At 71.5% G+C, this 24428-nt stretch carries 14 protein-coding genes; 6 read left to right on the forward strand and 8 right to left on the reverse strand.

Annotated elements, in window-relative coordinates; genetic code table 11:
• Positions 1-38: 38 nt before the first annotated feature.
• Positions 39-1748, reverse strand: coding sequence for an alkaline phosphatase family protein (locus VGN18_RS06325; protein ID WP_327538808.1), 1710 nt, complete (start codon positions 1746-1748; stop codon positions 39-41).
• Positions 1749-1904: 156 nt separating this feature from the next.
• Between VGN18_RS06325 and VGN18_RS06330 the strand changes: the two genes are divergently transcribed.
• Both VGN18_RS06330 and VGN18_RS06335 read left to right on the forward strand, forming a co-directional pair.
• A complete protein-coding gene (locus tag VGN18_RS06330; RefSeq protein ID WP_327538809.1) occupies positions 1905-2747 on the forward strand; it encodes a type 1 glutamine amidotransferase in 843 nt (280 codons plus the stop codon).
• Positions 2740-5775, forward strand: a complete 3036-nt coding sequence (locus VGN18_RS06335; protein WP_327538810.1) for a bifunctional [glutamine synthetase] adenylyltransferase/[glutamine synthetase]-adenylyl-L-tyrosine phosphorylase — start codon at positions 2740-2742, stop codon at positions 5773-5775. The genes VGN18_RS06330 and VGN18_RS06335 overlap by 8 nt, the downstream gene beginning before the upstream one ends.
• 6 nt (positions 5776-5781) lie before the next feature.
• Here the strand turns inward: VGN18_RS06335 and VGN18_RS06340 are convergent, their stop codons facing one another.
• Positions 5782-6636 (reverse strand): phosphatase PAP2 family protein, encoded by an 855-nt coding sequence (locus VGN18_RS06340; RefSeq protein WP_327538811.1) that lies wholly within the window; start codon positions 6634-6636, stop codon positions 5782-5784.
• Between the two features lie 466 nt (positions 6637-7102).
• On the opposite strand from VGN18_RS06340, the gene VGN18_RS06345 reads away from it, so the two are divergent.
• Both VGN18_RS06345 and VGN18_RS06350 read left to right on the forward strand, forming a co-directional pair.
• The gene (locus VGN18_RS06345; RefSeq protein ID WP_327538812.1) at positions 7103-7762 is read left to right on the forward strand and encodes a response regulator transcription factor; all 660 of its coding nucleotides are present in this window, start codon (positions 7103-7105) and stop codon (positions 7760-7762) included.
• Positions 7734-8843 (forward strand): HAMP domain-containing sensor histidine kinase, encoded by a 1110-nt coding sequence (locus VGN18_RS06350; protein WP_327538813.1) that lies wholly within the window; start codon positions 7734-7736, stop codon positions 8841-8843. Before VGN18_RS06345 ends, VGN18_RS06350 begins: the two co-directional genes overlap by 29 nt.
• A gap of 28 nt (positions 8844-8871) precedes the next feature.
• Here VGN18_RS06350 and VGN18_RS06355 read toward each other — a convergent pair whose 3' ends face one another.
• From VGN18_RS06355 to VGN18_RS06380, 6 genes are all read right to left on the reverse strand, one after another.
• Positions 8872-10689, reverse strand: a complete 1818-nt coding sequence (locus tag VGN18_RS06355) for a copper resistance protein CopC (protein ID WP_327538814.1) — start codon at positions 10687-10689, stop codon at positions 8872-8874.
• Entirely contained in the window at positions 10689-11159 is a 471-nt protein-coding gene (locus tag VGN18_RS06360; RefSeq protein ID WP_327538815.1) for a hypothetical protein, read from the reverse strand. The genes VGN18_RS06355 and VGN18_RS06360 overlap by 1 nt, the downstream gene beginning before the upstream one ends.
• Before the next feature lie 73 nt (positions 11160-11232).
• Positions 11233-14409, reverse strand: coding sequence for a multicopper oxidase family protein (locus VGN18_RS06365; RefSeq protein ID WP_327538816.1), 3177 nt, complete (start codon positions 14407-14409; stop codon positions 11233-11235).
• Between the two features lie 8 nt (positions 14410-14417).
• On the reverse strand, positions 14418-15731 hold the full coding sequence (locus VGN18_RS06370) for a multicopper oxidase domain-containing protein (protein ID WP_327538817.1): 1314 nt from the start codon (positions 15729-15731) through the stop codon (positions 14418-14420).
• 16 nt (positions 15732-15747) lie between these two features.
• Positions 15748-17091, reverse strand: coding sequence for a multicopper oxidase domain-containing protein (locus VGN18_RS06375; protein WP_327538818.1), 1344 nt, complete (start codon positions 17089-17091; stop codon positions 15748-15750).
• 93 nt (positions 17092-17184) lie between these two features.
• Positions 17185-22560, reverse strand: coding sequence for an IPT/TIG domain-containing protein (locus VGN18_RS06380; protein WP_327538819.1), 5376 nt, complete (start codon positions 22558-22560; stop codon positions 17185-17187).
• A 481-nt stretch (positions 22561-23041) separates the two neighbouring features.
• Here VGN18_RS06380 and VGN18_RS06385 point away from each other — a divergent pair, with 481 nt between their 5' ends.
• Both VGN18_RS06385 and VGN18_RS06390 read left to right on the forward strand, forming a co-directional pair.
• Positions 23042-23557 carry a hypothetical protein gene (locus VGN18_RS06385; protein ID WP_327538820.1) on the forward strand — a complete coding sequence of 172 codons (516 nt, stop codon included), beginning with the start codon at positions 23042-23044 and terminating at the stop codon, positions 23555-23557.
• Positions 23558-23627: 70 nt separating this feature from the next.
• The gene (locus VGN18_RS06390) at positions 23628-24416 is read left to right on the forward strand and encodes an LLM class flavin-dependent oxidoreductase (RefSeq protein ID WP_327538821.1); all 789 of its coding nucleotides are present in this window, start codon (positions 23628-23630) and stop codon (positions 24414-24416) included.
• Positions 24417-24428 lie beyond the last annotated feature (12 nt).

Raw genomic sequence — 24428 nt, forward strand, 5'->3', positions numbered from 1 at the left:
CCGGCCCGTCGTCATCATGGGGGCCGTTCGGGCCCGGGTCAGTGCAGGGGCAGCGAGCGGGTGTGCTCGATGTGCACCGCCTGCAGCGCGCGCGGGTCGAGACCGAGCAGCGTCAGGATCGTCGGAGCGATCTGGGTGGTGAGCACCGTCCGGTCGCTGCGGCCCGAGCGGACGCCGGCACCGGACACCACGAGGGGCACGTTGCGGTCGTCGGCCGAGTCGCCACCGTGCTCGGCGATCTTCTTGACCCCACCGGTGTAGACGACTCCGGGCCGGGCGATGCCGACGAGGTCGGGCGCGTGCGGATCGTTCGCCGGCGCCTTGAGCAGCGCGTCGGCGGCGAGACCGGTCGAGACCGACGAGAGGCCGGACGACGGGACCGTCGTCGAGTAGGTGCCCTTCGGGTCGGTGATCGTGTTGGCCGGCGCCGAGTGGGTGAGCAGGTACTGCTTCGCGAACGACTCGGCCGCGGCGCTGCGGTCGGAGAACCAGAGCAGCATCGCGTCGTCGTCGACCGAGAAGCTGACGAGGTCGCCCGCACCGGGATGCGCTGCCTTCCACGCCGCGTTCAGGCCGTCGACGATCGCACCGTCGTCGACGCGCCGCAGGGAGGCCGGGTCCTTCGGGGCCTGACCGTGCTTGGCCGACAGGATCACGGTGGTGCGTCCGGCCAGGCCGTCGGCGGCGATACGCGCCTCGAGCCGGCCGACCTGCGTGTCGACGAAGTCGAGGGCGCGCGACAGCAGCGGACCGGGCGTGCCGGCGGCGGTGTAGCCGCCCGCGAGACCGTCCGACTTGGGCAGCTTCTGCGCGGTCGAGACGCTCTGGAAGTTCATGCCGAAGACGGCCGGGGTGCCGACGTGCCGCGTGCCCGAGTGGTCCCGCCCGTCGATCTCGTTGAGCACGGCCGCGACCTTGAACCCGTCGTACTCCTGGGTGAGCGCGTTGTCGTTCGTCCAGTCGTCGCCGCTCGCATCGGCGACGCTGTTGATCTCCGGCGTGAAGAGGTCCTGCACGCCCGCCCCCGACGGCCCGTTGAGGATCTCATAGGCCGCGTGCTTGTCCGACCAGGCCGTGCGCAGGCCGTGCTCCCGGGCGACGTCGAAGACGGTGTTCACCCGCAGGTACTGGTGCGGGTACAGCGGCGTGCACGTCGCCGGGTCGACCGGCAGCGCGGCCGGGTCGAGCAGCGACTGCGGCGTGGGCGTCATCGCCAGGATCGCCTTCGTGACGGCGGGCGCGTCGGCCAGCGTCTGGGCCGTGGTGTTCGTCGGCAGCGCGGCCAGCGCGGGCGCGGTGAGCCCCTGCCCGGCGTCGAGCGTGATCGGGTTCTGCGACCGGTCGGCCGCCTCGGTCCAGCTGACCTCGGTGCCGCGCGCGGCGGTCGTGCAGTCCCTCGTGCCGGCCGGCAGCAACGCCCGGTTGTAGGTGTCGTCGTAGTAGACGCCGGTCGTGCCGGCGCCGCCGCCGGTCAGCTGGGCGACCATGCCGGGGAACGAGTCGGACGGGAACGTCGTGTTGGCCCGCGTGAACTCGCGGCCGCGGCCGACGAGCGCGGCCAGCGCGGAGTGCGGATGGGTCTGCACGTAGTAGGCGAGATCGCTCTGGTGCAGGCCGTCGATCGACAGCAGCAGCACGTGCGCGGCGGGGGCACGGTGCGACGGCTCCGCGCTCGCGCCGTGCGCGACGGTGAGACCGACGAGTCCGGCGGTCAATCCTGCGGCGACGGCCAGGGACCGACGTGGCATGTTTCCTCCTCGACGTGGCCACGGTGGCCACTTGTCGTCCTTCGTTCTAGACGGACAACTGCTGAACTTCCGGACGAACCGGGGAACGGCGGGTGAACAGCTGACGCGGCCGCACAGGCGCGGTTCAGCAACCGCCCGCTCGCTAGGGTTGGACGCGTGGCTCCGCCCGTCCTCATGCTCCGGTTCGACCGCGCCGATCCGCCCGGCCCACTGGCCGACTGGCTGCGCGCCGGAGGGGTCGAGATCGAGCTCTGCGCGCTCGACGCCGGGGCCGAGCTGCCGCCCGACCTCGCCGCGTACTCGGCGGTCGTGGCGCTGGGCGGCGGCATGGGCGCGAACGACGACGCCACCGTGCCGTTCCTCCCGGCGGTGCGCGAGCTGCTGCGCCGGGCCGTGCGCGACGAGGTGCCCACGCTCGCGATCTGTCTCGGGGCGCAGTTGCTCGCGGCGGCCAACGGCGGCCGCGTTCGCGTCGACCCGGACGGCCCCGAGATCGGGGCCCAGCTGATCGCCAAGCGCTCGGCCGCGGCCGACGACCCGCTGTTCGCGCCCCTGCCGATCACGCCCGACGTTCTGCAGTGGCACTTCGACACGGTCACCGCGCTGCCGCCGGGCGCGGTGCACCTGGCCGGCTCGCCGATGTGCGAGAACCAGGCGTTCCGGCTCGGCCGGATGGCGTGGGGCATCCAGTTCCACATCGAGACGACGCCCGAGGTGGTCCGGGCCTGGGCCGCCGAGGACGCTCCGCTGCTCGCCGAGTTCGACCTCGACACGATCGTCCGCCGCGCGGTGGCCGTGCACGACGACATCGCGGAGGTGTGGGCGCCGTTCGTGCACCGCTTCGCGGCCGTCGCCCTCGACCCGTCGTCGGTGCCGGCGGCCGCCGCGGCGGTCGATCCCAACGACCCGGCCACGATCCGGGCCCGGCTCGCCGCCGAGGCCCGGGCCGCCCGCGCGCCGCTGCCCATGCCGACCATGCGCCCGCCCTGGAATGAGTGACCCGCTCGCCGACGCCCGGATCGGTGCCCGCCTCACCCGACTGTCGTTCGCCGACGGCGGCCGCGCGGCCCGCGTCCTCTCCGAGGAACCGCTGCGCTGGTGGAACTGGGAGACCAACAAGCCGTCGAGTGACGCCGCGGCCGTGGTGGTGGCCGCGCTGTCCCGCTGCGCCGACCCGGACGCCGCCGTCGACGCGCTCGCCGAGCTGCTCGCCGCCCCCGAGGCCTACGGGCTGCGCGAGGCGCTCGAGCTGCTGCCCGACCTGCGGGCCCGCCTGCTCGGCCTGCTCGGCGTGTCGACCGAGCTGACGACCCACCTGCTGGCGCACCCGCGCGACTGGGAGGTGCTGCTCGACGAGTTCGAGTTCGAGGGCGCGGCGGCCCGCCTGCACGCGGCCGTCGGAGCCGACGTCGACGATCCGGTCACCGGCACGGGCGGCACCCGAGCGAGCCTGACCGGGGCCGACGCCTGCATCGCGCTGCGCAGTGCCTACCGGCGCGAGCTCGTCGCGATCGCCGGACGCGACATAGCCGGCGACCTCGACGTCCGCCCGGTCACCGAGCTGCTCGCCGACCTCGCCGGCCACACCCTGCAGGCCGGGCTGGCCGTCGCCGCCGCCGGGCTGCCGCCCGACGCCGCCCCGGCCCGCCTGGCCGTCATCGCCATGGGCAAGACCGGTTCGCGCGAGCTCAACTACGTCTCGGACGTCGATGTGGTGTTCGTCGGCGAGCCGGTCGGTGACAGTTCGAGCGACCGCGACATCGAGGCGGCGCTCGGCACCGCGTCCAAGCTGGCCGGCGAGATGATGCGCCTGTGCCACCAGGTGGCGTGGGAGGTCGACGCCAACCTGCGGCCGGAGGGCAAGTCCGGGGCGCTCGTGCGCACCCTGGCCAGCCACGAGGCGTACTACCAGCGGTGGGCCAGCACCTGGGAGTTCCAGGCGCTGCTCAAGGCGCGTCCGATCGCCGGTGACCTCGAACTCGGCGCGGCCTACCGCGCCGTCATCGCGCCGATGGTGTGGACGGCCGCCGAGCGGCCCGACTTCGTGTCCGACGTGCGGGCGATGCGCCGCCGCGTGATCGAGCACATCCCGGCGCCGATCGGCGAGCGCGACATCAAGCTCGGCCGCGGCGGCCTGCGCGACGTCGAGTTCGCGGTGCAGCTGCTGCAGCTCGTGCACGGTCGCGGGGACGAGACGCTGCGGGTGCCCGAGACACTGCCCGCCCTCGACGCCCTGCGCAACGGCGGCTACGTCGGCCGCGACGACGCCGTCAGCCTGATCGACGCCTACAAGTTCCTGCGCACGCTCGAACACCGGTTGCAGCTGCGCCGCTTGCGCCGCACCCACCTGCTGCCCGAGGACCCGGACTCGCTGGCGTGGGTCGGCCGGGCGATGGGCTACCGGCCCGACCGTCGCGGCGACGCGCGGGCGGTGTTCGAGTACGAGTGGCGCCTGCACGCGCGCGAGGTGCGGCGCCTGCACGAGAAGCTGTTCTACCGCCCCCTGCTCGAGGCGGTGGCCCGGGTGCCGTCCGAGGGGCTGCGGCTGACGGCCGCCGAGGCCGGTCGGCGGCTGTCGGCGCTCGGCTTCAACGATCCCGACGCCGCGCTGCGCCACATCGAGTCGCTGACCGCCGGGTTGAGCCGGCGCGCGTCGCTGCAGCGCACCCTGCTGCCGGTGCTGCTCTCGGACTTCGCCGACGCCCCGGAGCCCGATGTCGGCCTGCTCGCGTACCGCCGGCTGTCCGAGCAGCTCGGCTCGACGCCGTGGTACCTGCGGCTGTTGCGCGACGGCGACACCGTCGTCTCGCGGCTGGCCTACATGCTCGGGACGAGCCGCTACGTCGCGCCGATGCTCGGCCGCGCGCCCGAGGCGCTGCGCCTGCTCGGCGCCACCGAGCAGCTCGCTCCGCGCGATCCCGTCGAGTTGGCCGCCGCGATGGCCGAGACCGCGGCCCGCCAGCCCGAGGCGCCGGCCGCCGTCACGGCCGTCCGCGCGGTCCGCCGCCAGGAGCTGCTGCGGACCGCGTTCGCCGACCTGCTCGAGATCACCGACGTCACCCAGGTCTGCGCGGCGCTGAGCACGAACATGGAGTCGACCCTGGACGCCGTGCTCACCGTCGCGCTGCGGGTCGTGGCCGAGACCCGCAAGCTCGACGCGCTGCCGGTCCGCTTCGCGATCATCGCGATGGGGCGCCTGGGCGGTGCCGAGATCGGCTACGGCTCCGACGCCGACGTCATGTTCGTCCACGAGAACCTCGGCGACGACGAGGAGCTCGCCAGCAACGTCGCCCGCGATGTCGCCGGCAAGCTGCGCTCGTTGCTCGGCGCCCCCTCGTCGACCGACCCGCCGCTGGTCGTCGACGCCGATCTGCGACCCGAGGGTCGCAACGGCCCGCTCGTCCGCTCGCTCGCCTCCTACGAGCGTTACTACGCCCGCTGGTCGTCGCCGTGGGAGGCCCAGGCCCTCCTGCGGGCGCGGCCGGTCGCCGGCGACCGCGACCTCGGCCGCCGCTTCGTCGAGCTGATCGACCCGGTGCGCTACCCCGACGGCGGCGTGGCCGCGGCCGACCTCGTCGAGATCCGCCGGCTCAAGGGCCGCATCGACAGCGAGCGGCTGCCGCGCGGCGCCGACCCGACCACGCACACCAAGCTCGGCCGGGGCGGGCTCGGCGACATCGAGTGGACGGTGCAGCTGCTGCAACTCGACCACGGCCACGCCGTCGCGGGGCTGCGCACGACCCGCACCCTCGACGCCCTCGGCGCCGCCGCGCACGCCGGGTTGTTGCCGGCCGAGGACGCCGAGACCCTGGAGACCGCCTGGCGCCTGGCGACCCGGGTGCGCAACGCGATCACCCTCGTCCGCGACAAGCCGAGCGATCAGCTACCGGCGCTCGGCAACGATCTCGTCGCGGTGGGGCGGGTGCTGGGCTACCCGCTGGGCTCGGACCCGGGGCAACTCGTCGACGACTACCGCCGGGCGGCACGGCGGGCGCGACGTGTCGTGGAGTCGGTGTTCTACAGCTGATCCGGCTCAGGTGCCGGCTCTGAGCCCGGGCACCGCGTGTTCGGGCAGGCCGAAGTCGGGGGCACCGACCGGGGCGACGAAGGCGCCGCGCCCGGACAGCAGGTACTGCACCCCGAAGCCGAGGCCGAGCACGAGCACGCCGCCGACGGCGTCGAGGATGAAGTGGTTGGCCGTACCCAGGATCACGACGAGGGTGCCGACCGGATAGGCGAGGCCGAGCACGCGCACCCACATGCGGCGGGCGCAGACGAAGACGGCGATGCCGCACCACAGCGCCCAGCCGATGTGCAGGCTCGGCATCGCGGCGAATTGGTTCGAGTGCTCGGCGATCTTCGGGTCCGCCAGTGAGCCCCAGGTGTGGAACTTCAGCACCGTGTCGACGTAGTCGAACTGCGGCAGCAGCCGGGGCGGCGCTGTGGGGTAGAGGACGAAGCCGAGCAGCCCGAGCAGCGTGGTGGCCACGAGGACGGTGCGCGCACCGCGGTAGAGATGCGGACGCCGCACGAACAGCCACACCAGCACGACCGGCGTGACCAGGAAGTGCAGCGTGGCGTAGTAGTAGTCGAGGACCTGGGCGAGCCAGGCGTTCTCGGCCACGAAGTGGTTGAACGACAGCTCGAAGTTCAGGTGCAGGATGTCCTGCACGTGCTGGATGCTGCGGCCGTGGCGCAGGGCGATCGAGGCCTGCTCCGGGATGGCGTTGCGGCCGAGGGAGTAGAGCCAGTAGCCGAAGGCGATGATCGCGACCTCCTGCCACCACAGCGGTCGTCGCCAGCGCAGCATTCGGTGGGGGAGAATTCCGGTGAACCGGCGCTCGGGGTCGTCGACGGACGACTCGTGCATCGTGTCCACCGCGGCCATTGAGTCATCATCCCATCCAGGTCGTCAATACCCCGCCACGGCACGGTGTCGGCTCAGGCGCGGCGCGACGGTGCCACGGAGGGTGACCGCGCCGCATCGGGGCACGAACGCCGGCGTCCCCCTCGGAATTAGGGGTTGCTGCGGGGATCGGCGATAACGGCCGCGAATGCGCGCGACTCGTCGGACGGTGAATTCCGATAACCCATGCCAATGGCGGTCGAGTGTCTTTGTGTGCCGACGGTATTCATCTCCGCTCGTCGCTTTTACGCAGCGTATTCATTCACTTCGCGCATACCTCGATCAATCCGGACGAACCCGACCTTCCGCCCGGACGGCTACCCCGCAGTTCGGGACTTTCGGCCCGCCCCGACTGGTCCGCTCGAACTGGTGCGCGCGTGACATTTTTGCCCATCACGTCGTTACCGCCGTTAAGATCACTCCGGGGGTAGGGATGTACAGAATTCTTGTGATTGAGGACGAAGCAAAGCTCTGTGAATTGCTGGTTCGGCTCCTTCGGGAAGCGGGCTATGCGGCCGTGGGGGCGGCGACGGCAGGGGAAGGAATAACGCTGGCGCTGAGCGATGATGTCGATCTGGTGCTGCTCGACCTGAACCTGCCGGATATCGCGGGTGAGGACGTATTGCGCGCCATCACGAGCGCGAAGCCCGAAACGCGGGTCGTCGTGCTGTCGGCGACGACCGCGGTCGGTCGGCGGATCAGCGTGCTCGAGGCCGGCGCGGTCGACTTCCTGCTCAAACCGTTCATCACGGCCGAGCTGTTGCTGCGGATCAAGCTGCGGCTGCCGGGCTACCGTGCCGAGTCGGGTGCCGCTGCCGACCGGTTGCCGGTGGTCGAGAACGTCGTGCTCGACACCCACCGCCGCGAACTCGTCGTCGGCACGAGCCGGGTGTCGCTGTCCCAGCGTGAGTTCACGTTGCTCACCCACCTGATCGAGCGGCGGGGGAACACGTGCAGCCGGCAGGAGTTGCTGGCCGACGTCTGGGGGATGGAGTTCGATCCGGGCACCAACGTCGTCGACGTGTGCGTGCGCCGCCTCCGCGCCAAGTTCATGACCGACGCCATCGAGACGGTACGCAATGTCGGATATCGACTCGTCGCCAGCTAGAGGGCGGGTCGGAGCCATCTGGCTCGCCTTCGCCCTGGTCAATCTCGCCCTCATGTTCCTGCTCCCCGGGCACGAGACGATCCCCTACCACCTGATCTGGGCCAGCTTCGCCCTGGTGTACGGGCTGACCGTCTGGTCCGACGCGGTGGCCGCCGTCGTCTTCGCGATCATCACGGCCGCAACCGGCGTGCCGATGATCCTGCACGCGCAGGCCGGCTACATCGACGTCGACGAGTGTTCCGAGATCGTGCTCATGGGGGTCATCGCGGCGCTGCTGATGTGGCACGTGCGGCGCGGCCGGATCGCGCAGGGGCGGCTCGCCGACCTCCGCGAGTCCGAGCGCATCCGCGCCCACGGCCGCGAGCTCGCCACCCGTTTCGGCTCGCACGAGTTGCGTACCCGCCTGACCATCGCGCGGGGCATCACCGAGCTGATCGGCATGTCGGCCGACAGCGATTCGACGCGGCGCGATGCCGGGCTCGCGATGTCGGAGATCGACAAGGCGCTGACGACCTCGACCAACCTGCTGACGCTGGTGCGCATCGACGGGCCGGCCGACATCAAGACCATCCAGGTGGACGAGCTCGTCGGTGAGCTCGACCGCCGGTGGTCGCTGCGCGCCGATCGGGAGTGGCGCTTCGCCTCCGACACGGTGACGGTCATCGGGGACCAGGAGCGGCTCGAGGCCGCGCTCGACTGCCTCATCGAGAACGCGGTCAAGTTCACCGACGCGGGCGACTCGATCGTGGTCACCGCCGCGACCGACCGGGTCGGGGACCAGGTCCTGTTCACCGTCGAGGACTCCGGCGCCGGCATCCCGGCCGACGACGTGCACCGCATCGTGCAGCCGTTCGAGACCTCGGGCACCGCGGGCGAACGGGCCGGCAGCGGGCTCGGCCTCGCCATCGTCCGCACCATCGCCGAGTCGCACGGCGGCTCGCTGACGGTCGTCAGCCGGCTCGGCGTGGGAACGCGGGCGACGGTGGCGATCGGCCTGTCGACGCCGGCGCGGCGCAGCCCGGTCGACCCGGTGGTCACCGATGACAACCTGCCGCTGCGCGAGTCGACCTACTCGCCCTGATCCGGGCGCTCGCTCGGAGGTGGACGGGTCAGGAGATCCCGGCCGGCTCTCGCGCCCTCTCGGGTGACTCCACCTCGGGGTGCCCCGGGGCGCGGCGGCGGCGCCGGCCGAAGGCGCCCCAGCCGATCGCGAGCACGACCGCGACGGCGGCCGCCAGCGTGCGGAGCGAGCCGGCGATCGGTGTCGTCGACACCGTGGCCGGGCGCACCCGGGGCATCGCGGCGGCGACGGTCCAGGCGAACCGCGTCGTCACGGCGGGCAGCCCGGCCCGGGTCACCGCGATCTCGACAACCGAGCGCCCGGCCGCGACGACCGGAACGGTGGCGGTCCACGTGCGGGTGCCGGCGATGTTGGTGGCGGTCAGGGCCGGGCCCGGTGCCTGGTCGACGCCGGTGACCCGCACCGACACCGAGTGGATCGGCGCGGGCGCGGGCCGGCGCGTGTCGTAGATGTCCACGGCGGCGACGTTGGGGCCGACCCGGTTCGGGCCGAGGCGCAGCGTCTCCTGCAGGTCGCCGGCCCGGCCGTCGACGAAGGAGGGGATCGCGAGGCGAGGCGCGGCGACGAACTCGGGTTCGCGGGCCGGTTGGCCGCTGGTGAGCACGGCGGCGGCGGCGAGGGCGAGCGTGAGCAGCACCGCTTCGGCGACGAGGGTGCGCACCGGGAGCGCGGCACCGGCGCGGCGGAGGCGCCGGTGGTTGACCAGGCCGGCCACGGCCGCCGCGGCGAAGATCAGGATCTTGAGCAGCAGGGCCCGTCCGTACAGGGTCAGGACGGCGGCGTCGACCGAGCCGACGACCCCCGAGGCGAGGTAGATGCCGGTCGCGAGCATCACGCTCACGCACGCCGCGGCCGGCCCGGCGTAGCCGAGCAGCGCGTTGCGGGCCACGCGCTCGCCGCCGGGCCGGCGCCGCGCGGCCAGCACACCGGCCACGGCGAACAGCAGCATTCCGCACCAGGCGGCGGCGGCCAGGAGGTGCGCGGCGTCGGCGGCGACGCGGGTGGGGGAGAAGGTGCCCGCGGCGTCGGCGTGGCCGAGCAGCGCAGCCCCGACGCCCGTCGCGCCCGCCCCGACGATGCCGAGCATCGCGGCGATCCGGGCGCGGGCCTCCCGACGGGCGACCAGCGCCGCCAGGGCGATCAGCGCCAGTCCCAGCTCGCGCAGCGCCCAGCGCGCGCCGTAGCCGCTCGACACCAGCCGGCCCAGCGATTCCCCGCCGGAGCCGGCCTGGTCGAGCAGCAGCCCGGCCGCGACGAGCAGGCCGGCGCCGGCCGCGGCGGCGGCCGGCACCAGTGGGCGCCGCCACCCGGCGGATCCGCGGCGTCGCCGGATCGCGGCGGCCACGAGGCCGCCGAGCGCGCCGGCCGACGCGAGGAACAGCGCCCACCGCAGGGCGGCCTCCTCCGGCCGCGGCACCGGCTCGTTGAACGGCGTGGCGTGGACGGCGTGATTGACGCCGAACAGGAACACGCCGCGCGTCTGGTGCAGGTCGTCGCTGGACAGCGTGGCCCAGCTGACCCGGTAGGCGCCCCGCGCGAGGGCGGGCAGCTCGGCCACCACCGCGGACGGATCCTCGGTCGACTCTCCCTTGGAGATGCGCAGCGCGCCCAGCCCCACGTGACGGCCGGCGCTGTCCGCGAGCTCGATCCGGGTCGCCGCGAGCTCGACCGACTCGCTGAAGTGCAACGTCAGCGTGCGCGGCGGCGTGGTGACGGTCGAGCCGTCCGCCGGGCTGCTGCTGACCAGGTAGGCGTGCGCGCTCGCCGGGGACGCGGGCGACAGGAGCACGGCCAGCCCGGCCAGAAGTGCTGCGCCGGCGAGCCGGCGTCCGAGCGAGCGGGACATCAGCCCAGCACCGGGACGTGCTCGAGGCTGATGCCGTTCTCGAGGATCGTCGCGTGACCCCCGGGCACGATGGCGCCCTTGGTGTTCTCGTACACGAGGTAGTAGGTCTGGCCCGCGAGCAGGTTGTGGCCCTGCTTCATCACCGACACCCGGTGAGTTCCGCCCGGGCGGCTCTCGCTGAGGATCTGTGGCGGCCGGGCGAGCGAGGCCTCGAAGGCCGTCGCCTTGTCGGGGTCGAGCACGACGAAGTTGAGCTGCACCAGGCCGCCGTCCCCGACCACGGCGATGCGGGAGAACCGCACCCCGAGCTTGCTCTCCAGCGCGGCACTCTGGGGCACGTGCGTGTCGACCGCCGGCGTCGGTCGGATGAGCGCGTACGCCGCCGTGCTGATGCCGGCCAGCAGCACGGCCGTCCCGATGAGGATGACGAGGACCGGACGGGCCTGCAGCATCCGCTTGGCTGAGTTCATTGCGTTTCCCCCCGAGTGACAGGCGCTTCCCGGGTCGCTGTCCGGCCAGACAGCGACCCGGGAAGCAGTTCAGTTACGCCGCCGACGAACGACCCGACGAGAAGCTGTCGAAGTACGCCGTGCCGGTCGAGGCGTTGCCGAACCCGAGGATCGCGCCGAGGCGAGCGGTCTCGATCCGCAGGTTGCTGTTGTTCCGCGTGCCGGTGGCCGACTGCGAGGTGGAGCCGGCGGTCACCGTCAGCGATCCGGTCGTACCGCTCGTCCAGTCGATGGTGATCTGGGTGGGCGAGCCGACCGGAATGCTGATCCCGGCGGTCGAGCGCGTCGCGGTGTTCAGGTTGAGCACACCGCTCAGCGTCGCCGTAGGCGATCCGGCTGCTCGCGTGTACTGCAGCGCGAACGCCTGTCCACCGCTGCCGGTCAGACCCTGGAACACGGTCAGCGTCGAGGTGCCGCCACTGACCAGCGTGTTCGGCCGGAACACGAATCGCGTGTGGTAGGTCGCCTCCGCCGCCGGCGTGGTGTCCGTGCGGTATTCGGCCTTGCCGGCGTTGCTGGTGCCGGTCGGCAGGACCACCTGCATGCCCCGCGTCGACGCCGCCTCCCACGCCGTCGAGAGCGCCGCCGCCGCCGTGTCGGTGACTCCGTCGGTGGTGCCCGTCGTCGAGCTGAAGGCGGGGTCGCCCGGCTCGAAGTTGGTGGCGAAGATCCGATTCGGCCGGGTGACCTGGAACGTCGTGCTCGTGGCCTTGCTCCAGTTGCCGGCCAGGTCCCGCACCCGGACGTTCAGGGTGTAGGTGCCGGGCGTCGACGACACGGGGATGGACGCGAGGACGACGGTGTTGTCGTTCGGTGTGCTGACCACCGTTCCGGTGGCCTTTCCGGTGCCCGGATCGGTGGTGCCGATGAAGTACTCGGCCGCGGTGATCGCGGTCGTCTGGGTACCGGTCAGGGTAACCGTGGCCGAGACCGTCGCCGCCCCGTTCGTCGGGTTCGGGCTGACCACGACCCCGCTGCTCACCGGTGCCGTCTTGTCCACCTTGAAGAACGTCGGGAAGGCCGTGCCCCAGTTGCCGGCGTTGTCCCGGCCCCGCAGGTACAGGGTGTGCTGACCGTCGCTGAGGCCCTTGACCTGCGCGAGCGTCATCAGGCCGTAGACCTGTTCGAGTTGCGAATCCATCCTGCCGTCGACGGCGATGAGCTGCAGGCCCGAGCCGGGCGTCTTGCTCCCCGGTGCGGTGTCGAACCAGGCCTCGGCGTTCGTCACCAGGTTCTGCGCACCCTTGCTCGCGTCCAGGTCCTGCACCTCCCCGGAGATGTAGACGTACCCGGGGTGCGTGGCGTCGGAGACGGCGCCGTTGGACGGGTTCGGCCCGATGCTCAGGGCGTCCACCGTCGGTCCGGTGAGGTCGACGTTCAGCGGCACGTCGAGCGTCGGACCCCACAGGCCGAGCGAGTCCTTGCTGCGCACGAAGACGTGGTGAGCACCCTCGCCGAGCGCGTGGACCGTGGCGGCCGGGATGGTGGCGTCCTCGGACACGACCGCGCTCGACTGGTTGATCTGCAACGGCTCGCCGCGGACCGTGTCGTCGGCCGGCGGGTTGTCGATGAAGTACTCGGCCGCGGTGATGGCGCCACCGGCCGCGGTGTCGTCACCCGTCGTCGAGATGGCGACGTCGCTCGCACCGTCGGTCGGGCTGTCGGCCGAGCCGTTGGTGGTCTGCGGACCGGTCTTCGGCAGGTTGAGGATCACCGACCCGACCACGCCCCAGTTGCCGTTGCTGTCCAGACCTCGGACGTAGATCCGGTGCTTGCCGGCGTCGAGGCAGGCGAGGGCCACGGGCACCGGGGTGTCGGTGCAGCTCTGACCGGTCGCCGGCACGGCCGGGATCGTGCCGGCGACGGCCACCGAGGCGCCCGGGCCGGCGGTGAAGTCGCCGGTCATCGACGTCCCGTAGCCCGCCGCGGTGGTCACCGCGTCGTCCACGACGAACTCGGCCTGGGTCACCCGCGCGCCGCCGGTCGTCGCGTCACTGACATCAGCGGTGACGGTGACGTCGCTCTTCGCGTCGGACGGGTTGGGCGAGACGTGCAGGTGCGTCGACACCGGGCCGACGCTGTCGCTCGACGGCGCGGGAGCGTTGGTGTCGAGGAAGGTCATCATGCCGCCGAAGGCGAGTTGGTTCGGGTCGCCGGTGGTCTGGTCGTTGTTGTCGAGGTGCTGGGCGACCTCGTAGACCGTCAGCTTCGACTCGGGCCCGGTCGGCATGGTGACCAGCGTGTCCAGGGTGGCGCCGGGCTCGATGCTCTCGGCCGTCACCGTCGTCGGGTACTGGCTGTCGTGCCCGTCCTGCGCCACCTCGAGCTGGCTGCCGCCGAGCAACCCCATCGCGTGGGTCTGCGACCCGACGTTGACGTAGCGCAGCAGCACCTTGTGCCCCTGGTCGGTGCTGATCGGGTCGCTCGCCGGGAAGGGCTTGCCGTTGATCAGCCGGTAGGCCGGGTGGAACGAGCGCAGGTCGAAGTGGGCGGGATCGGCGTTGAGCGCGGGGTCGACCTCGCTCAGCACGAGGACGCCCTCGTCGTCGTAGCTCTGGCCGTTGGCCGTGCCGCTGGTCGGCAGCACGATCAATGCGCCGGCGAGACCCATCGCCACCTGGCGGTTGCCGTCAGCGGTGTGGCCGGCCTCGTAGACGAACGTGCCGGCGCGCGACGCGGTGAACGTGTAGGTGCGCGTGCCGCCGGTGGCGACCCCGGCGGTGTCGTCACCACTGCCACTGGAGCCGCCCGAGACCGCGCCCTGCCCGGGCAGCGCGAGGGAGACGTTCTCGGCCAGCTGGTTGTGCAGCGTGATCGAGACGGTGTCGCCCTGCTGCACCACGAGCTGCGGACCGGGGGCCGTCGCCGAGCCGGCCGCGCCGGTCGTCGAGAAGCCCCAGATCGGCAGCGCGGTGGTGAGCAGGCCGAGCGTCGTCGTGCCGGTCATCGCGTAGAGGTCGCACGCGGCGGTGCCGGTGCCCTCGACGCAGTTGCGGGTCGTCAGCTTGCCCGCGGGTGTGGCGAGCGTCGTCGCCGTCCGCGGGGCGGCGGCGGCCGGAGCGGGGCGGGCCGCCGGCACGGCGCGGGCCCCCACCCGCGCCGATGCCGGACCGGCAACCGTGAGAGCGGCGACCAGAGCGGTCGCGGTCAGGCCGGCGCCGGTGATCGTGCGGGAGCGCCGGCGGGCGCGGCTGGAGTCGGTGTTGGTCATCGCGGGCCTCACTTGACCGTGCAACCGGTCGGAGGGTCGATGCGGAAGAGCGTCATCATCCCTCCGAAGGTCGCGCCGTAGTTGGTGGCTTGTTCCAGGGCGTGGCTGTGCGCGATGTGGTAGTACTCGCCGCACTGGTTGTTGGACGTGATCATGGTCGGCAGCGCGTTGAGCGTGCCGAGGTAGCCGCTCTCGCTGAACCAGGTGTCCGTGCCGACGAGCAACTGGTCGGTGATGTTCGGGAGCTGCGTCGGGATCGGGTTGCCCTGCGCGTTCCAGTGCTCGACGTCGCGCCAGTCCATCAGCACGTCGACGGTCTGGCCCGGACCCACGTCGATGTCGAACTTGTTGTAGGACAGGTCCTTGCCGCCCGAGCTCTCCAGCGCGTGGCCGTCGCGGTTGATGACCCGCTCGTCGCTGCCGTGCGGGTGGAACGGGTAGTTGACCGTGCCGGCGTTGAGGTAGCGGATCACGACCGGGTGCGGGTTCGTCGCGGCGTCGTAGGGCTTGATGTGCACCATCGCGCCGTAGGGCTGGTTCGGCAGCCACGACGCGTGGTTGGGCGCGATCGTGTCGGGCATGCTGCGGCCGTTGATCATGAAGTACCGCGGCGTGTAGGACTTCCAGTCGACCGGCTGGCCGCGCTCCACCGAGAGGTGGACGTCGGGGTCGACCTCGGACAGCAGGAACAGGAACTCCGGTGGCAGCCCGTCGGCCGAGCCGAAGGCGGAGTCGGTGCGGTTGTTCACCTGGTCCGGGTGGCCGGCCGGGCGCACGACGAGCGAGCCGAACAGGCCCATCTGCACCTGCTTGTCGACGTCGGTGCCGCTCTCGTACAGGTAGCTGCCGGGCGAGCCGGCGGTGAAGGTGTAGGTCACCGAGCCGTTCCGCGCCGCGGCCGGCTGCACCATCGAGGTCAGCGAGTTCCCGGAGTCGAACTGCGGCTGAGCCGGGTTGCCGTTCGCCTTCACGCCGGACTGGCCGGGGAAGACGATGGACGTGGCCTCGGGCAGCGTGTTGTGCAGGATGACGGTGACCGGCTCGCCCGACGTGACGCAGAGCGTCGGGCCGGGGAGCTGGAAGCCGTTCGAGCTGTCGCCGTAGCTCCACATGTAGATCGAGTTGCTGTCCGGCGTGGAGATGTAGCCGTCCTCGGCGGTCAGCGAGAAGTGGTTGTGGCTGTCGGTCGTGCAGACGATGCCGTCGGTCGGTGTGCTCGCCGAGGCCGAGGGAACGGCGATCGCGGCGGCCGCGCCGGAGGCGGCGGCCATGACTCCGACCGCCGCGACGACGCGGCTGCGGAGGGTTCTGGGGTAGCGCATGATGATCTCCTCGTCCTCAGCCGTTGACCATGGTCTGGGCCGCGAAGCTGCCGACGCGGATCTCGGTCATCATGCCGCCGTAGCCGGTGCCGCCGCCGTTGTTGAGGTAGGAGTACTTGCGGTCGTACAGCAGGTAGGTCCCGGTCCGGCTCGGCGCCGTGAACATCACGTCGCGGCTCTCGCCGGGCCCGACGTCGACGGTATTGGTGGTGATGTAGTTCTTCGTCCCGTCCCGGCCCACGAGCAGGCTCGCGTCCTTGGCGACGACGGTCAGGTCGATGTTGTCGACGGTGAATGCGTGGTTCTGGTAGCCGAGGTTCGCCAGTCGCAGCAGCACCTTGTCGCCGGGGTTGCAGGTGACGAGCGACGAGTTGGGCTGGTACTGCAGGCCGCCGAGGGCCGTGCTCGGTCCGTAGCTCGGGTCGGTGTAGCCGAGGCTCGCGACCTTGGCGTTGGGGGCGCCGTTCGGCTTCACGGTGTCGGGGTAGGCGCGACCGTTGAGCAACCAGAAGCTCGGGTCGTAGTCGGTCCAGTCGTTCACCTGGATGTGCGCGTCGCGGTAGTGGGCGGCCGACCACAGCTCGGTGACCATGAACGCGAACTCGCGGTCGTAGCGGGTCGAGCCGTCGTAGTCGTTGTAGGCGTACTTGCCGGGCGCGATCGCGGCCGAGGTCGTGAGGTTGTTGCCCCACGGGATGGGCGTGCCCGCCGGGTAGCCCTTGTTCTGCCGCGGCCGGATGAACACGCTGCCGGTCATGCCCATCTGCACGTGCTCGACGTCCTCGAAGTGGCAGTGGTACATGTACGTGCCGGCGTCGTGCGGGCGGTAGAAGTAGGTGAAGTCGCGCCCGATCGGCACGGCGAGCGAGAGCTCGGGAACGCCGTCGAACAGCGGGATCGCGTTCACGAAGCCGTGCCAGTGCAGGGTGTGTCCGTCGTAGAGGTCGGGGCGCTGCATCAGACCGAGGTTCGTCAGCGTGATGTAGACGTCGTCCTCCTCGTCGAAGACGAGGACCGGCGCGCTGATCTGCGCCTTGCCGCGCTGGGCCGCGATGCCCGCGCTGCTCATCCCGGTGACGTCGCGGAAGCCGAAGGCGTAGGTGTTGAAGCCGCTCGGCGCGAGGGAGTCGGGGAAGAACGGCGGGTCGGCCGGGGCGCTGCTCGGCATCGACACCCACCCGTCCGTGCCGGCGAGGTGCAGCTGCTTCTTGGGCCGGACGATCGTCGCCTGTCCCGGCGCGGCGTGGGCCGCCGAGCCGGTGAGCAGGCGGCTGCCGAGCAGGGCGCCCCCGAGGATGCCGGCGCCACCGGCGAGGATCTGGCGTCGGGACGGGCCCGACGTCGGAACGTGTTCAGTCACTGGATGCTCCGAATGAGAGTGGATCGGCTGATGAGTGCGCGGTGGGGCGGGTTCTGCCGGCGGTGGGGGGAACCACCGGCAGAACCGGCCGGTCTAGGGGGTCATCTGGTCGGAGCCCGCGTCGTAGCGGTACAGCGGGTTCCGGGTCGTCCCGGTGACGCTCGGCCGCGGGTTGCCGTCGATGTCGGCCGCCGGGATGTTCGCGAGGCGCGTGGCCGACGGGGTACCGCGGGCCGGGGATCCGGTGCCGAGGTGGTAGTTGCCCATCAGCGACGGCGGCAGGATCTGCGCGACGATGGCCGACTGGCGGAACGCCGGGTACGAGCGCGAGGCGAGGATGTTCACGGTCACGTCGTAGGAGTCGACGAACCGCGGAGCCAGGTCGGTCGTGTTGCCGCTCCCGCCCGGGGCCGGCTGCGACGTCGGTGTCTGCAGCAGGCTGTTGGTCGGGGCCAGGACCGCGCCCGGTGTGTCGGCCACGCCCATGTCCCAGAAGTTGGCGTCGCCCGCGGTGATGCCGCTGACCGTGCCGCCGTCGAACGTGCCGGCCCGGTTCTCCCAGAACACGTCGTAGGTGAGCGTCGGGTTGCTGAACGGCGCGGTACACGCCGCCACGGTCCGCGCGTCGGCGTTCCTCACTCGCGAGTTGCTGCACAACCGGGCCTGCAGCGGGTCGCTGTTGGCTGCGGTCGACAGGCCGGCCGGGGCCGGGGTGCCGTCGCTCGTCACCGCGGTGGCGGTGGTGAGGTTGCGCGTCACCGTGTCGTTGACGATGTTGACGAAGGCCGCGTCGTCGAGGGCTATGCCGCCTCCCTCGTGCGCCGAGACGTTGTTCGCGACAGTGTTGTTGGTGATCGCGATCGTCTCGGGCCGCGTCGCGGTGACGTGTGAACCGCTCGTCTGCAGCAGCCGGATCCCACCGCCGTCGTCGTTGGCCAGGTTGGTCTGGATGACGTTGGCGTCGATCGTCACCGGGCCCGAACCCTCGGACAGCCCGTTCGGGTCGGCCGGGAGCTCGCCGGCGACGAACACGCCGCCACCCTCGTCGTAGGACTGGTTGAACCAGATCCGGTTGTGGTCGATCGAGTTGGTGCTGCCGGCCGCGACGTTGGCGTTGTAGCCGAAGGCCGACACGCCGCCGCCGTACTCGGCGGAGAAGTTGCCGCAGATCGCGTTGTTGGTGACCCGGTAACCGTCGCTGCCGCTGAACAGCCCGATGCCGCCGGCGAGGTTGGTGCCGCCGTTGTCACGGATCTGGTTGTTGGCCAGGTACAGGCCGTAGTTGCGGTCGTCGCCTCCGTTCGGCGTGTCGTACGGCGTGCCGACGCGGACCGCGCCGCCGTAGGAACCGCTGTTGCCCTGGATGACGTTGTCGGTGACCTGCAGGTTGCGGACGTTGTTGTGCACGTAGATGCCGCCGCCCTGCGTGATGAGCGCACCCGAGGCGCCGTAGGCCGTCGTGTTCACGCCGCTGATCTCGTTGACGTTGCCCACGAAGTCCGACTGCGACCCGCCGGTGACCTGCAGACCGTCGATGGACGTCGGCCACGCGGCGGGCACGGTGGGCGCGCCCGGGTCGTCGAGCACGGTGATGACCGCCGCATCCGGAACGGCCGGGTCGCCGCTGTAGCGCAGGCGTCCGAGCAGGTTGACCCAGGCGGTGCCGGCGGCGGTGTCGGGGTTGAACCCGCTCCCGTCGAGGATCGAGCCGGGCACGAACGTGCCGTCGGGCTGGAAGCCACCAGGGCCCACGCCCTGGATCTTGATCTGGTGGTGCAGGATCACGTTCTCCGTGTACTCACCGCGCGGGTCGGACTGCGTCTGCGCGTTCGGCCAGACGACGACCATGCGGTACCTCAGCGCGCTCGTCGGCGTCGCGGCCTCGATCGCGGCCTGCACCGTCGTGTAGGCCTTGCCGGGTCCGACCTCGTAGAGCAGCGGGTTGGCCGCACTGGCGCCGCGGGTGCCGGTCGTGGAGAACACCTGGAAGGTCAGCCCGTTGTAGCTCGTGAGCCCGTTGTCGGCGGTGATCGACATCGTCCTCGGGCCGGCCGGCGTGCCGCTCGGGAGGGAGACGACGATCTTGGTGTCGGACCAGCTCTGCACCGCCGTGCCGAGCGACGCGCCGTTGACCTTGACCGTCCCCGTGCCCTGCGTCGCCCCGAAGCCGAACCCGGTGATCGTCACGGTGCTGCCCGCGCTGTTGTAGACGTAGGGCTTGTCGACGGCGAGCAGCTGCGGCGCCTTCGGGCCGAGATCGCAGACCGCCGTGTTCGCGACGGTCGAGTCCGGGGCGAGTGCGGTCGCGGCGACCTGGGTGGGCGCCTCGTCCGTCACCGTGTACTGGCCGGGCCAGCCCTGGAAGTTCGTCGCAATCGTCCGGTACCGCGGGTTGTAGTCGGCGTTGAGCGCCCCGGGTTGGCCGGGGTCGTTGCCGACGAAGTGGTACATGTTCGGGCACGGTCCCGCCGGCACCGGGCAGTTGTAGGTGTCGGTCGACGGCTCCAGCGCCTCGTACAGGCCGTTGAAGTCGGTGTGCGTCGTGTCGACCAGCCGGCCGGAGTAGTCGTACAGGCCGACCGGGACGTTCGGGATGCCGAGCGCCTCGCCGAAGTTGACCGACCGCGGGTCGAGGGTCAGGCCCAGGTCGTTCAGCGTGAGACCCCAGAAGTGCGAGGGGAGCGGCACGTCGGTGAACAGGTTGAAGTTCGGCGCGGTCGCCTGCCCGGCCCGCACCGTCACCAGCTTGTCCTGGCAGGACGGACGGGGCATGCCCTCGAACGGGCTGCCGCCGCCGTCGAGGAACGCCTGGTCGGTGACCTTCACGGTGTGCAGCGCGCCGGCGCAGGGCGAGATGATGCCTGCCTGCTGCGACGGGGGCTGCGACGGCGGGGTCGGGGACGGCGCGTCCGGACCGCCCGGGCCGGCCGGGTCGTTCGCGGCGGCCGTCGTCGTCGGCGGGAAGTTCTCCTGCGGCAGGTAGCTGTCGCCGTCGAAGATGTTGACGTCCTCCTCGCTGGTCACCTTGTACATCGGTTTGCCGCCGACCGGGTTGTTCGGGATGTCGACCGACACGAGGTAGTCCTCGGCCGGCAGGTCCTGCTCCGGGTAACCGTTGTCGCCGAGGTTCGCGTAGAGGGCCAGGTCGTGATTCGGAGCCGGGTTCTTCGGATCGCCCGGCGCGTAGAGGTTGATCTTCGAGGTGGCGAAGCCGTAGTTGCCGTTGACCGTCTGCGATCCGCCGGCACTGTCGCTCGCCCCGATCGCGACGCCGTCCATCGGCGCCTCGACGCAGGGGTAGTTCTTGTCGCCGGCCGGCGGCAGCGCGGTGGTCGCCGCCGCGACGGGCGTGCCGTCGTACTGCAGCGCGCGGCAGCCACGCGGGGGGTCCCATTTCTCGGAGGTGTAGGCGTCCTGCACCTCGGGACCCTTCAGCATCGCGCCGGTGGCCGGGTCGAGCTCGTAGCCCTGCCGGCACCGTGTCCTGATCACTGCCGGGTCGGTCTCGCTGCAGGCGACCGGCAGGTTGAGGTGCACCTTCACGTCCGGGATGCCGGGCTGGTAGGTCTCGGACACCGCGTCGGCCGGGTCGAGCTCGTTGCGGGTGGTGTCGTAGCTGACCGTGCCGACGATGCCGCCGTTGGTGCCGGCGTTGTAGGGCTGCACGCCCCAGTCGATCTCGCCGCCCAGACCGATGATCGGCAGGAAGTTGATGTCGACCAGGCTGCCGAGCTGGGTGGTCGGCTTGGTCTCGTTCTCGCCCTTGTACGTGATGCCGGTGGTCCGGTAGCGGGTGTTGAAGCCCTCGAGGACGAGGAACTTGCCCAGCGGGTACGTCTCGCGGACGTTGTACGCCCCGGTGGTATCGGTGCTGACCGTGTTCGTGGCCTGGTCCATCGTCGTGTTGTCGCGCTCGCGGACGGTCAGGGCGAACTGCGGGACGCCGCGCTCACCCGGGTCCTGCTTGCCGTTGCCGTTGCTGTCGACGAACACGTGGCCGTAGACGTGGGTGAACCAGCCGACGATCATCTCGTTGCCGACGTCGGTCAGGCCGCCGTTGTCGACCTCGACGTTGAAGCTCCACAGGATGTAGTCCTGGTCGTCGTCCCAGACGGAGAGCTGGTAGGTGCCGTCCGGCACGTTCTTGATGTCGAAGCTGCCGTCGGCTCCGCCGCGACCGGCGTAGATCTCCTGGTCACCCGCCCCGAGGTCGGACAGCGCCACCCACGGGTTCGCGATCGGGCCGCCGAACTTCGCGCCGGCGAGACCGGTCTCGGGCACGACCTGGCCGTTCTGGCCACCGATGTAGGGCAGGCCGGCGACGACGACACCCTTGACCTCTCCGGTCGGGACCGGGCCGCGGGTCGGAATCCTGATCGGCATCGTCCGCACGAAGCCGAACTGCACCGGCGGCACGAGTTCGGCGCCCTTGGTCTGCTCGGTGTCGTAACCGGTCTCGCCCTCCTGGGGCCAGATGTCGTGGTCGTGACCGCCCTCGAGCGTGGTGGTCTGCACCCACCGATAGGTCTGGCCCGCGACCGGCGCCGGCGGGGCCACCGTGGCGGCGTACCGGTCGGGTCCGAGGTTGGGGATGATGATCTGGCCGCTCGTGTCGCTGAGGCACTTCCCGACGGAGTTGGCCTTGTCGACGAGAGGTCGGTTGTTCGCGTCGAAGGCGATCGCCAGCGGGCTGTCGACGGGGGCCGGCAGGTTGGCCGTGCCACCGCCGCGCCGTGGCGTCACCCGCAGGTACCGCGTGCAGAGCGCGTTGCCGTAGTAGTCCGTGCTCACCAGACCGAAGACGTCGGTGATCGTCGCGCTGAAGTTCCGCAGTCCCTGCTCGGCGTCCATCTCCCAGGTCGCGTCGACCGGCAGGTTGTCGTTGAACACCTCGATCCGCAGCGTCGTGAGCGGCAGCGGCAGCGGCTGCATGGCGACGCTGACCATCTGGTTCGAGCCGTTCGTGACGGTGAAGTGCGCGCCGTCGATCTTGAAGCCGGCGGCGGTGACGCTGATCAGGTACTTGCCCGAGGGCAGGTTGCCCAGTGCCTTGCTCGGGTTGAGGTCGGTGTCGTCGCCCTGCGCGATGATCGGCGCGTAGCCCGAGGTCACCCGGGTCGACGGCCACTGGCACGCGGTCGGGTCGTAGTTCGCCCCGCCCGGTAGGCAGGTGTCGGTACCCGGACTCGCGGCGGTACCGGGGTTTCCGGTGTCGTCGACGTTGATCATCCACTTGTACTTCGACCCGGCCGCGGCGTCGGCGTTCACGATGTCGCCCTTGTGGACGTACCCGCTCGCGGGATTCACCGAGCGCGCGCTCCGCACGTCGAGCGTGATGCTGCCCGAGCCGGCGGTATCGGCGCCCGAGGGCGCGGGATCGACGACGACCGCGCTCACGGTGGCTGCGACGAGAGCAGCGACGACCAGTGAGCGGACGGTGCGGTTACGGCACGCCAGAGCAAGACGCATGGCGGTTCCCCCTAGTTCCAACGCCAACACGCGAGCCCGCCGAGGGCGGGCTGGCGGGAATCGTGAACCAGGCCGGAGGCGCTCGTAACGTTTATGACGGCCTTGTCATGCGGCCGTCATGAGAGGTCGTTCATCTGCAGGAGACCGCGAGCCCGCTGCCCGTCCGACGCCGCGACGACCAGGTCGTGCGGGTCGATCCACTGCGGCGAGGGAACACGGCGAGCGGAAGACTGTGCGCGAGGCACCCGGCAGCGAATCGCGCACGACGACCGTCGAGTCGGCCTGGTGATGCCGGGCGTGGGGGAGCCGTCCCCGCTCTCATACGTTCTGCCGGGCGGGCTCCTGGACGACGTTAGCGCTTTCTTGACCGAGCGATGACGCCGCGATGAATCCGCGAAACGCATGGTGGCCGGGTACCGCAGAGCAGCGGTGCGAACTCGCCTCCCGACCAGTGCGGGACGAACAGAGGAGCACACCGACGATGAACGACATCACCGAAACGGACCAGTCCACGCCGACGCGGCCGCGGCGTACGCGGACCGGCCTCAAGATCGCCCTCGTGGGTGCGGGCATCGCCGCCGGCGCCATCGGCGCCACGGCGATCGGTGCCGGCGCCACGACGGCCGGCAGCGGCAGCACCGCGGGCCCGGCCGCCACGAGTTCGACCGGCACCGCGGCGCCCGGCGCACCCTCCGGCGCGCCGGCCGGTGCCCCCAGGGGCGGTCCGGCCGGTGCACCGCAGGGTGGCCGCCCGGGCGACGCCCACGGCGCGGCGCCGGTGCGCAGCGACGAGAAGGAGGTCAGCGGCACCACGGCGGCCACCCTGAGGGCCGCGGCGCTCAAGGCCGTCCCCGGCGGCACCGTCTACCGCGTCGAGACCGACTCGGGCGACGCCAAGTACGAGGTGCACATGACCCGGTCCGACGGCACCGACGTGACCGTCAAGTTCGACGCGAACCTCAAGCAGACCGCCGTCGAGAGCGGCATGGGCAAGTAGGACCCCGGACCGACGGACAGGGGCCCGGCACGCCTGGGCCCCTGTCCGGACCGCGCGCAATACTGCGCGCATGACGACTCTCGGACTGATCTTTCCGCCCGACCGCGCACCCGAGGAGTTGCGTCACGTCGCGCTGGCCGCCGACGCCTCCGGGGTCGACGAGTTGTGGCTGTGGGAGGACTGCTTCGCCGAGAGCGGCCTGGCGCCGGCCTCCGTCGTCCTCGCCTGGACGACGCGGCTCCGCGTCGGTGTCGGCCTGCTGCCGGTACCGCTGCGCAACGTCGCGCTCACCGCCATGGAGCTGGCCACGATCGCCCGGCTGTTCCCGGGCCGCCTCGTGCCGGGCGTCGGCCACGGCGTGCTCGACTGGATGGCCCAGGTCGGCGCGCGGGCCGAGTCGCCGATGACGCTGCTCGAGGAGTACACGATCGCCCTGCGGGCGCTCCTGCGCGGCGAGACCGTGACGACCGCCGGCCGCTACGTGCACCTCGACGACGTCGCGCTCGCCTGGCCGCCCTCGGTCGTCCCGCCGCTGCTCGTCGGCGGCGTCCGGCCCAAGACCCTCACCCTCGCCGGCGCCCATGGCGACGGCGTGATCCTCACCGGCGACACCACCGTCGAGGAGGTGCGCGATGCTCTCGGACACGTCCATCGGGGCGCGGCCGGAGCCGCCCGCGAGGTCGTCGTCTTCGTCCCGGTCGCCGGCCGTCCCTCGGCCGTCGAGGTCGTCGCCCGGCTCGACGGGTACGTCGCCGCCGGTGCGACGACCGTCGCCCTGCTCTCCGTCGGCGACGACGCCCCGCCGCTCGCCGAGTTCGCCGACTTCGTCGGCCGCGAGGTCCGCCCGAGGTTGGGGTGAGCCGCCGCCGGC

Origin of the sequence: Jatrophihabitans sp. (assembly GCF_036000465.1) — a bacterium.
Classification (GTDB): Bacteria; Actinomycetota; Actinomycetes; order Mycobacteriales; family Jatrophihabitantaceae; genus Jatrophihabitans.